The sequence below is a fragment of the Leifsonia sp. NPDC058292 genome, from assembly GCF_042880955.1.
Classification (GTDB): Bacteria; Actinomycetota; Actinomycetes; order Actinomycetales; family Microbacteriaceae; genus Leifsonia.
This window is the reverse complement of the sequence record NZ_JBHVYL010000023.1, coordinates 50,146-60,441: the sequence shown is the minus strand read 5'-3', so window position 1 is coordinate 60,441 and position 10,296 is coordinate 50,146. Positions and strand designations below refer to the sequence as shown.

Annotated in this window: 7 protein-coding genes; 5 read left to right on the top strand and 2 right to left on the bottom strand. The window is 69.5% G+C overall.

The window, feature by feature from the left end; translation table 11 throughout:
- A partial coding sequence (locus ACFVWR_RS13180; protein ID WP_387212600.1) for a DUF222 domain-containing protein occupies positions 1–546 on the bottom strand: 546 nt, incomplete at its 3' end.
- Between the two features lie 182 nt (positions 547–728).
- On the opposite strand from ACFVWR_RS13180, the gene metG reads away from it, so the two are divergent.
- The 4 genes from metG (at position 729) to ACFVWR_RS13160 (ending at position 5,111) form a co-directional block, all read left to right on the top strand.
- Positions 729–2,318, top strand: coding sequence for a methionine--tRNA ligase (gene metG, locus ACFVWR_RS13175; RefSeq protein WP_387212597.1), 1,590 nt, complete (start codon positions 729–731; stop codon positions 2,316–2,318).
- A complete protein-coding gene (locus ACFVWR_RS13170; RefSeq protein WP_387212594.1) occupies positions 2,315–3,244 on the top strand; it encodes a TatD family hydrolase in 930 nt (309 codons plus the stop codon). The genes metG and ACFVWR_RS13170 overlap by 4 nt, the downstream gene beginning before the upstream one ends.
- Positions 3,241–4,101, top strand: a complete 861-nt coding sequence (rsmA, locus tag ACFVWR_RS13165; RefSeq protein WP_387212591.1) for a 16S rRNA (adenine(1518)-N(6)/adenine(1519)-N(6))-dimethyltransferase RsmA — start codon at positions 3,241–3,243, stop codon at positions 4,099–4,101. The genes ACFVWR_RS13170 and rsmA overlap by 4 nt, the downstream gene beginning before the upstream one ends.
- A 77-nt stretch (positions 4,102–4,178) precedes the next feature.
- The gene (locus ACFVWR_RS13160) at positions 4,179–5,111 is read left to right on the top strand and encodes a 4-(cytidine 5'-diphospho)-2-C-methyl-D-erythritol kinase (protein ID WP_387212588.1); all 933 of its coding nucleotides are present in this window, start codon (positions 4,179–4,181) and stop codon (positions 5,109–5,111) included.
- A gap of 243 nt (positions 5,112–5,354) precedes the next feature.
- Here ACFVWR_RS13160 and ACFVWR_RS13155 read toward each other — a convergent pair whose 3' ends face one another.
- Entirely contained in the window at positions 5,355–8,249 is a 2,895-nt protein-coding gene (locus tag ACFVWR_RS13155; protein ID WP_387212585.1) for a LuxR C-terminal-related transcriptional regulator, read from the bottom strand.
- A 178-nt stretch (positions 8,250–8,427) separates the two neighbouring features.
- Here ACFVWR_RS13155 and ACFVWR_RS13150 point away from each other — a divergent pair, with 178 nt between their 5' ends.
- A complete protein-coding gene (locus tag ACFVWR_RS13150; protein WP_387212582.1) occupies positions 8,428–10,287 on the top strand; it encodes an ABC-F family ATP-binding cassette domain-containing protein in 1,860 nt (619 codons plus the stop codon).
- The last annotated feature ends 9 nt before the right edge of the window (positions 10,288–10,296 follow it).

The following is a 10,296-nucleotide window of genomic DNA, read 5'->3' as shown; positions in this document are numbered from 1 at the left end:
GTCCCGCACCTGCCCGGCCAGCACCCGTAGTTCAGCCACGGTCAGGTCCGGTGCGTGCTGCACGAGCACTCGTTCCCCGAACTGCAACGACGCGTAGCTGCAGGCAGGCGCCGCTTTCCCGAGTTCGCGGACGATCACCGCCGCCTGATCCACACTCACCCATCCCGCCTCCGACGAGTCAGGGTCGACCGCGGAAGCGAGCATCGGGAACCCGGCCGGCAGCACCTCCCCGGTCAACCCCACCCTCGGGGTGACCGCCTCCGCAACCGCACACACCTGCCGCGCGCTCGGGACGGCGACCTGCCACCGTTCGGCAACCAGGGTCACCGCATTGCGATGCCCACCCCGCAGCACCAGGCCCTCCTCGTCCAACTGGTTCCACCGCCGCAGCACCTGCCCCACCGCACCGAGCTTCACCGCATCCAACCGCGCCTGCAGCACCCCGAGCTCATCCACGAACTCCAACAACTCCCGCGGCGACAACCACGCCGCATCCGGCAACGCGTCAAACGCATCCCGCCAAACGGACTCTCGTGCTGTGGTCATGACTCAACCCAACCACCACCCACCGACATCCGAATAGCCCACCTGACCAGGCATTTAACCTGTGGATAACCCCGCAACCACCCCCACCTGTGGAGGAGACCGAATGCACAGCTCGAGCAGGCCCCACGGCACCCCCGGTAACACGCCGATCCGCGGCCGTCGCCGCCCGTAGGATAGACAGCATGTCCGACGGCTCTTCGTTCTACATCACCACGCCGATCTTCTACGTGAATGATGTCCCGCACATCGGGCACGCATACACCGAGGTGGCTGCCGATGTTCTCGCCCGCTGGCACCGGCAGGCCGGTGACGACACCTGGCTGCTGACCGGAACCGACGAGCACGGCCAGAAGATCCTGCGTACCGCCACCGCGAACGGCACGACCCCGAAGGAGTGGGCCGACCGTCTGGTGAGCACCGAGTGGCTGCCGCTGCTGAAGACGATCGACATCGCCAACGACGACTTCATCCGCACCACAGAGGAGCGCCACGAGAAGAACGTGCAGAAGTTTCTGCAGAAGCTGTACGACGACGGCTTCATCTACGCCGGCGAGTACGAGGCGCTCTACTGTGTGGGCTGCGAGGAGTTCAAACCGCAGTCCGAGATCGTCGACGGCACGGGGGAGTACGAGGGCCAGAAGGTCTGCGCGATCCACTCGAAGCCGCTCGAACTGCTGCAGGAGAAGAACTACTTCTTTCGCATGAGCCAGTTCGCCGAGAAGCTGCTCGCGCTCTACGAGGAGAACCCCGATTTCGTGCAGCCGGAGTCGGCTCGCAACGAGGTCGTGAGCTTCGTGCGCCAGGGTCTGAGCGACCTGTCGATCTCGCGGTCGAGCTTCGACTGGGGCATCAAGGTGCCGTGGGACGAGTCCCACGTGGTCTACGTGTGGTTCGACGCCCTGCTCAACTACGTCACCGCCGTCGGTTACGGGCAAGACGAGGCGGGCTTCGAGCGCCGCTGGCCGGCGACACACATCGTGGGCAAAGACATCCTGCGCTTCCACGCGGTGATCTGGCCGGCCATGCTCATGGCGGCGGGTGTCGACGTGCCGCACCGCGTGTTCGGTCACGGCTGGCTGCTGGTCGGCGGCGAGAAGATGTCGAAGTCGAAGCTCACCGGCATCGCGCCGACCCAGATCACCGACACGTTCGGTTCGGATGCGTTCCGCTACTACTTCATGCGCGCGATCAGTTTCGGGCAGGACGGCTCGTTCAGCTGGGAAGACCTGGCCGCCCGTTACCAGGCGGAGCTCGCGAACGGTTTCGGCAACCTGGCGTCGCGGGTGATCGCGATGGTCACACGCTACTTCGAGGGCGTGGTGCCCCCGCCTGCCACCTACCTGGAGGCGGATTTCGCGGTGCAGCAGACGATCGCGAGCGCGACCGTCGACGCCGACGCGGCCATCGAGAAGCTGGCCATCCACGAAGCACTCACGGCGATCTGGACTGTCGTCGACGAGCTCAACGGGTACATCACGGCCCAGGAGCCGTGGACGCTCGCGAAAGACGAGACGCAGCGTGACCGCCTGAGCACGGTTCTCTACACGGCGTCGGAGGGCTTGCGCGCTCTGGCTGTGCTGCTGTCGCCGGTCATCCCGCAGGCAACGCTGAAGCTGTGGATCGCGCTCGGCGCGGAAGACGAGCTCGGCGGGCTGGACGACCAGCTCATCCGCTCGGCGGGTGATTGGGGCCAGCTGCCGGCGGGAACCACCGTGAACGGCTTGGAGGCCCTCTTCCCGCGCATCGACACGGATGCGGTGCCCGCGGCATGACCGACCCGGCGTTCATCCGCCAGCGTCACGTCACCGACGGACGTGACCTGGCGTATCCGCCGCTGCCCGAAGCGCTCGTCGTTCCGGTGTACGACAACCACACGCATCTGGAGATCTCGGACGGCGACGACCCGCTGGACTACCGGGAGCAGCTCGACCGCGCGTCGAGCGTCGGTGTGCGCGGCGTCGTGCAGGTCGGCAACGACGTGGAGACCTCGCGCTGGTCTGCGGAGATGGCGGCGGTGGAGCCCCGGATGCTCGCGGCCGTCGCCATCCACCCGAACGATGCCCCGGACTACGACGAGCGCGGTGAGCTCGACGACGCCCTCGCGGTGATCGCCGAACTCGCAGGACGCCCCCGCGTGCGCGCGGTCGGCGAGACGGGCCTCGACTTCTTCCGCACCGAAGAGGGCCCGCGCCGCGCGTCGCAGTTCCGCTCGTTCGAGGCGCACATCGAGATCGCCAAGCAGAACGATCTGGCCCTGCAGATCCACGACCGAGACGCTCACCGCGATGTCATCGCGACGCTGAAACGGGTGGGGGCGCCGGAGCGCACGGTGTTCCACTGCTTCTCAGGCGACGCTGAACTCGCCGAGATCTGCGCAGACAACGGCTGGTACATGTCGTTCGCGGGCACCGTGACGTTCAAGAACGCCGAGAACCTGCGCCAAGCGCTGGTCGTCGCGCCGCGAGCGCTGCTGCTCGTCGAGACCGACGCACCTTTCCTCACTCCGACTCCGCATCGCGGGCGGCCGAACGCTCCCTATCTCCTCCCGCACACTCTGCGGGCGATGGCGGACACGCTCGGCACGGATGCGTCGACGCTCGCCGCCCAGATCTCCTCGAACACCGAACTCGTCTACGGCCGCTGGGATGCCGAGCCCGTCGCCGCCCCGCCGACCACCCCGATCGGGATCATCGCGTGAGCGAGGTCCGGTTGCTCGGTCCGGCCGAGATCCGAGATCTGGCCGAGCTGCTCGACGTGACGCCGACGAAGAAGCTCGGCCAGAACTTCGTCATCGACGGCAACACGGTGCGGCGCATCGTGAGGGTCGCCGGGGTGAAGCCCGGGGACGCGGTCGTCGAGGTGGGGCCGGGCCTCGGCTCCTTGACGCTGGGTCTGCTGGAGGCCGACGCGACGGTGGTGGCGGTCGAGATCGACAGGCGCCTCGCCGCCCAGCTCGCGACGACGGTGGAACAGTTGGCTCCGGATGCGGCCGAACGGCTCACCGTGATCCGCGAAGACGCGCTGGCCATCACCGAGCTACCGACGGCGCCGACCCGGCTCGTCGCGAACCTGCCGTACAACGTGTCGGTGCCGGTGCTGCTGCACTTCCTGGAGCATTTCGCGAGCATCCGGTCGGGCGTCGTCATGGTGCAGGCCGAGGTCGGTTACCGCGTGGCCGCAGAGCCCGGCTCGAAAGTGTACGGCGGTCCGAGCGTGAAGGCCGCGTGGTACGGCGCCTGGCGCACGGCAGGAACGGTGAGCCGGCAGGTGTTCTGGCCGGTTCCCAACGTCGACTCGGTGCTCGTCGCGTTCGAGCGGCACGAGGTCGAGCCGGGCGATGTGACGCTGCGCCGCCGCACTTTCCGGCTGGTGGATGCGGCCTTTCAGCAACGGCGCAAGATGCTGCGGCAGGCCCTGTCGACCGTCTACGGCGATTCCGCAACGGCGTCGTCGGCGCTCGAGTCGGCCGGGCTCGCCCCGACGCTCCGCGGCGAGCAGCTGGGCATAGCGGAGTTCGTGGCGCTCGCGAAGGCACCGGAGTCAGCCTCGGTGTGACCGGTGCGACGGGGTCGGCGACGCCGAGCCGGGTGTCTGCGGAAACCGACCGCGCCATCGGCCTGTAGGTTGGATGCATGACCTCGTCGGCGGCTCCCGTGGTGCACGTCAGAGCACCGGGCAAGATCAACGTGTTCATGAGGGTGGGCGCCGTCATGGACGACGGTTACCATGACGTGGCGACGGCCTACCAGGCGGTGTCGCTCTACGAGGATGTGCGCGCGTATCCGGCCGACGACTTCTCGGTCAGCTTCCGCGGGTCGATCGACACCTCGACCTTGCCGACGGACGGCAGCAATCTGGCCATCAAGGCGGCGAAGCTGCTCGCCAAGAAGACCGGATACACCGGCGGCGTTCGACTCGAGATCGAGAAACACGTTCCCATCGGCGGCGGCATGGGCGGCGGGTCAGCTGATGCGGCGGCCACCCTCGTCGCGTGCGACGCCCTGTGGGGCACCGAGGCCACCAAAGACGACCTCCACGCACTCGCTGCGAAGCTCGGCGCCGACGTGCCGTTCGCGCTGCTGGGCGGAACGGCGATCGGCACAGGACGCGGCGACCGGCTGAGCCCGGCCCTGGCGACCGGCCAGTTCCACTGGGTGCTCGCACTGCCGGAGAGTCAGCTCAGCACGCCGACGGTCTACACCGAGCTCGATCGGCACCGGGAGCGGCACTCGCACGACATCGCTCCCGCCCAGTCGAAGCCGAGCGTCGACACCGCTGTTCTGCAGGCGCTGCGCGCGGGCGATCCGCAGATGCTCGCGGATTCGCTGACGAACGACCTGCAGGCCCCGGCCATCCACCTCGCACCGACCGTGGGCGAGGTGCTCGAACTCGGGGAGATGAACGGCGCTCTGGCGGGAATCGTATCGGGCTCAGGGCCGACGGTCGCGTTTCTGACCCCCGACCTCGACGGCGCGCTCGACCTGCAGATAGCCCTGAGCGCGGCTCGACTGAAGGCCGTGCGGGCGACGGGCCCGGTGCACGGCGCGCGCATCATCGGCGACTGACAGCCGCCCTGACGATCGGTCGCCGCGGCCGAGGAACCCCCGAGCGGAGACCCGCGGCCGCCCGACCGCGAGCCTCCGCTTCGGCTCGCTACCCGGGCATGCCTTGAGCCGTTTCCCCACGTCGGGTGTTGAGACGATTCGAGTGTGGGAAGCGTTTCCATGGGGCGCCGGCGCGGGCATCCCGGGTGTGATCCCAAGGTAGCGAGATGGCCGGACCTGCTCGAAATCGTGGCGGGAAAACCGTCAAGTATTGACGGGGCGGTGGACTGCCGACCTGCCGGGCTGTGCGCGTCGGGGGGAGCCGGCGTGGATTCCGCGCGACGCGATGCTGAGCTTGCGGAGGTCGCGGCGCGAAGAGAGTTCCAGCTTCGCGAGGATGTTGCGAACGTGGAAGTTCACGGTCGTCACCGAGACGTAGAGACGTTCCGCGATCTCTTTGTTCGTCATTCCCGCGGCGATGGCGTGGGCGACCTGGCGTTCCCGGGTCGTCAATGGTGCGAACGGGTCGACTCGCTCGTCGCCGGTGGCGGCCGCCGCCAACTCTTCCAGCAGGCGCGCCGACCGGGACAGGTAGCCCGCGGCCCCGACCCGGCGGAACGTCTCGGAGGCCTGCTCGATGAGGGCACGAGCCGCGGCGCGGTCACCACCGGCTGCGGCGAGGGCTCGTCCAGCGTCGAGCGCTGCGACGGCGTGCGGAACCGGGAACAGCGCCGAGCCCGGATCGGCGACGGAGGCGGTGTAGGCGGCGGCCGCGGCCGGCAGGTCGCCTTCCGCCTCGAGCACGCGGCCTTCCAGCCAGCCGAGCGATCCGTAGTACGGACGCCAGAGCCGTCTGGGGTCGGAGCAGGCGGCGAACGCCTCGCGCGCTTCGGCGCCTCGGCCGAGCGCCGCGAGGGCGTCGATGCGGTAGGTCAGCCAGCCCAGGGTGGAGGCGCCGGTCGCCTCGGCCTCGCCGCGGTCGGCGGCGGCGAGCTGCTCGTCGGGCCGGCCGAGAGCGCGGGCCAGCTCGGCCCGGGCGATGTGGGGGATGTCGCTGTCGTACGATCCGGCGATGCTGAGTCGCGCGCGGGAGGCCGCGCCGAGCCGCTCCTCGACGGCGGCGCTCTCGCCGCGCGCGGCGCGCACCAGCGTCGAGACGTTGAGAGCGATCGGCCAGCCGGAGAGGTCGGTTTCGTCGAGGGCCAGCGCGACCGCCGCATCCGCGAGCATGACGGATTCGTCCCATTCGCCCACCAGATAGAGCGTGTGAGCGTAGATGGTGCGGGCGAACCCGGCCGTCCAGCTCGACGGGAACGTCCGCACCAGGGTCGTCGCACGCGCGAGATCGTCGCGGGCGCGCCGAACGTCGCCGGCGAGGATGAACACGCGGGCACGCGAGACCAGGGCGTCGACGACTGACGGCGACTCTGTGTCGTCGAGCAGGTCGTCGAGCTCCCGGATGAGGGGGCCGATGAGGTCGCGGCGGCTGTGCCCGGCGGCGGTGATGGCCCAGCCGAGCAACCGCAGAAGATCGTCGCGCGGCTGCACCAGCCAGCGGAGCGCCGGGTCGGAGAGCTCTGCGGGGTCTTTCGGCGCCTCGGCGATGTGCTCGCGAGCGGTCTCGAGGTGTTCGAAGACAGCGGGGAAGTTGCGCGTGGCCATCAGCACTTTCGGCAGAGCCTCGGCCACGTGGGCGCGCACCGCGCGCTCCTCGGGCGTCGTCGCCGGCGCCGCTTCCAGCGCGAGGGCGAGGGCGAGGGCGCCGGGGATGTCGCCGGTGAGCGTCCTCAGCTCGAGCAGCACCACATCCCGCACGGGCGAGGGCGGGAGCGCTTCGATCGCGGGGCCGAGATCGAAGATCCGCTCGTGCATCCTGGTGCGCATGGCGAGCAGGCCGATCTCGAGCAGAGCGCGCTCGTGTTCGTCCCCCGGCGACGCCAGGTGCACGGCGGAGCGCGCGTAGCTCATCGCCTGATCGGCCTGGCTGCGGTCGGCGGCCAGCAGACTCGCCGTGAGCAGTTCGGCCACCAGGGTCGGGTCGGCGGTGTCGGCGGCCTCCACCCGGTGGCGCAGCGCACGGTGTCCGGTGAGAACGTCGGCGGCGACCCGGTGGATCTCGACGCGGCGCTGCACGGACAACCCGCCGGCGAGAACGTCGGCCAGGATCGCGTGCGCCGGCTCGACCCAGACGACGCCGTCGTGCTCGCTGGAGTGCACCAGGCCGCGAGCGATGGCACCTGTCGTGTCGACTCTCATGCCGAGCCGCGACGCGATGGTGCCGAAGAGCGGTAATGGAAGCGGGTCGCGCAGGACGGCGACGATCTCGGCGGCGTCGCGCACGGCGGCGTCGGCTCCCTCGAGCGCCGACGTGACCGCGGTCGACAGCGGCTTGATCGCGGCGACGGGCAGATCCCAGCCGGCCGGATGCAGGGCGGAGGCGAACGTCTCCCGCAGTTGCCCGAGCAGCACGCTCAGCAACAGCGGTGACCCCTGCGTCGCACCGGTCAGGCGGGTCGCAGTGCGGCGTGAGATGGCGTGCCCGAGGATGTGCTCGGCGAGCTTCTGGGTGTCACCCACGCCGAGCGGGGTGAGATCGAGGCGGGCGTGGTTCACGGTGCTCGCGGACACATCGTCGAACAGGGCGACGATGCTGTTCGGCACGGGTCGGGTCGCCGCGACGAAGAGAAAGGCTTGGTCGGCGAGCCGCCGCACGACGAACCGCAGAGCGCGGGCCGACGCCTCGTCGACCCATTGAGCGTCGTCGATGATCACGCAGACCGGCGTGGTGACGGCGTCGATAGCATCCAGCAGCTGTCGGCCGACGGTGATCGGCTCGTCGGTGGGGGCGGGCAGGCGAACGCGGGTGCCGCTCAGGGCGTTCAGCCGCCGCACGAGGCGTTCGACGGTCGCGTAGCTGAGGTCGGATTCGAACGAGTCTGCGTGGACTCGCAGAACTGTCCAGCCGTCGAGGCGCTCCACCGTGTCGGCGAGCAGAGCCGTCTTACCGAGGCCCGCCTCTCCGCTGACGAGCACCGATCCGCCCTCCGTGAGTGCGCGGCGGGCGACGATGAGCAGCGTCTCCCGGGCGGAATCCCTGCCGAACAGCGGCGGCGACGGCGGCGAGGGCACCGACGGCGGAGTCGCGGCGGTCTCGGTCAAGACTTTCCCCATCCTGACCGGCCGGGGGTCGCGGGCGGAACGAACGTCGGCCGATCCCGAGAATCCTCGCACATCGTGACCCACCCCCGGGATCACCAATCCAGGGGGTGGCACCGCCGGTTCAGAGGCGAGGTCGGCGGCTAATCGTCCAGCCGCCCCGGGTAGGCTGGAACTCCTCATGGCACACCTCCTCGGCGCTGAGTCGCTGCACCTCGAATACCCGACCCGAGTCATCTTCGACAGCGTGACCGTCGGCATCAACGAGGGCGACCGCATCGGTGTCGTCGGCCGCAACGGCGACGGCAAGTCCACCCTCATGTCGCTGCTCGCCGGGCGGATCGAACCCGATTCGGGTCGAGTGACCCGTCGCCGCAACGTCACGGTGGGCATGCTCGACCAGGGGGACGAGCTCGATCCGGAGCTCACCGTCGGCGCGACCATCGTCGGCGAGATCGACGAGCACGTCTGGGCGGGAGACGCCCGGGTGCGCGACGTGCTCGGCGGCCTCGTCGGCGACATCCGGTGGGACGCGGCGGTGGCCGACCTCTCGGGCGGCCAGCGACGACGCGTCGCCCTCGCCGCGCTGCTCGTCGGCGACCACGACATCCTCTTCCTCGACGAGCCGACGAACCACCTCGACATCGAGGGAGTCGCCTGGCTCGCCGCGCATCTCAAGAAGCGCTGGCCGGCAGGCGCCGGCGGCCTGGTGGTCGTGACACACGACCGGTGGTTCCTCGACGAGGTGTCGACGGCGACCTGGGAGGTGCACGACCGGCTGATCGAGCCGTTCGAGGGAGGCTACGCCGCCTACATCCTGCAGCGTGTTGAGCGCGACAGGATGGCGGCCGTCGTCGAGAACAAGCGGCAGAACCTGATGCGCAAAGAGCTCGCCTGGCTGCGGCGAGGGGCGCCGGCGCGCACCTCCAAGCCGAAGTTCCGCATGGATGCCGCGTATGAGCTCATCGAGAACGAGCCGCCGCCCCGCGACACCGTCGAGCTCAACCAGATGGCCACAGCCCGGCTCGGCAAAGACGTGGTCGACCTCCTCGACGTGTCGATGGTCTTCCCGGTGCGCGGCAGCGACGACGACGCCCCGGCGCAGAAGACGGTGCTGCACGAGATCGAGTGGCGGATAGCCCCAGGCGAGCGCACCGGCATCCTCGGCGTCAACGGCGCGGGAAAGTCGACCCTGCTCAACCTCATCACGGGTGCCCTGGAGCCGACGTCGGGCCGGGTGAAGCGAGGCAAGACGGTCAAGATCGCGACGCTCACCCAGCAGCTCGGCGAACTCGACGACGTGATGAACGAGCGGGTCAGCACCGTCATCGCCGGCAAGCGCACCACGTACCTCGCCGGCGGCAAGGAGATGACCCCCGGCCAGCTGCTCGAGCGTCTCGGCTTCACCACGGCGCAGCTGTCGACGCCGGTCAAAGACCTGTCCGGCGGCCAGAAGCGCCGGCTGCAGCTGTTGCTCATCCTGCTCGACGAACCGAACGTGCTCATCCTCGACGAGCCCACCAACGACCTCGACACCGACATGCTCGCGGCGATGGAAGACCTGCTCGACTCCTGGCCGGGAACCCTCATCGTCGTCTCGCACGACCGCTACCTGATCGAGCGGGTCACCGACCAGCAGTACGCGGTGATGGATGCGGCCCTGCGGCATATGCCCGGCGGCGTCGACCAGTACCTTCAGTTGCGGCGCGCGCAAGGTTCGGCGGCCGGCGGGGGAGCGCCGGCTCTGGTGGCCGATGCCGTGCCATCGGGGGCGAAGCCGGCCTCCGCATCCTCGACGGTTCCCGCCCTCAGTGGCGCCGACCTCCGGAACGCCCAGAAGGAGGTCGCCGCGATCGACCGCAGGCTCGCCAAGCTCGCCGATCAGGTGGCGGCGAAACACGAGAGCCTGGCCGAGCACGACCAGAGCGACTACGTCGGTATCGGCGTGATCACCGACGAGCTGCGCGCGCTCGACGACGAGATCGCCACCCTGGAGACCCGCTGGCTCGAACTCTCGGAGCGGTTGGACGCTGAGCGCTGAGCGCGCTCG

Bases quoted from the DNA above. Each gene is read 5' to 3' on its own strand.
- metG (WP_387212597.1), top strand. From the start codon at position 729: ATGTCCGACGGCTCTTCGTTCTACATCACCACGCCGATCTTCTACGTG.
- ACFVWR_RS13170 (WP_387212594.1), top strand. From the start codon at position 2,315: ATGACCGACCCGGCGTTCATCCGCCAGCGTCACGTCACCGACGGACGT.
- ACFVWR_RS13160 (WP_387212588.1), top strand. From the start codon at position 4,179: ATGACCTCGTCGGCGGCTCCCGTGGTGCACGTCAGAGCACCGGGCAAG.
- ACFVWR_RS13150 (WP_387212582.1), top strand. From the start codon at position 8,428: ATGGCACACCTCCTCGGCGCTGAGTCGCTGCACCTCGAATACCCGACC.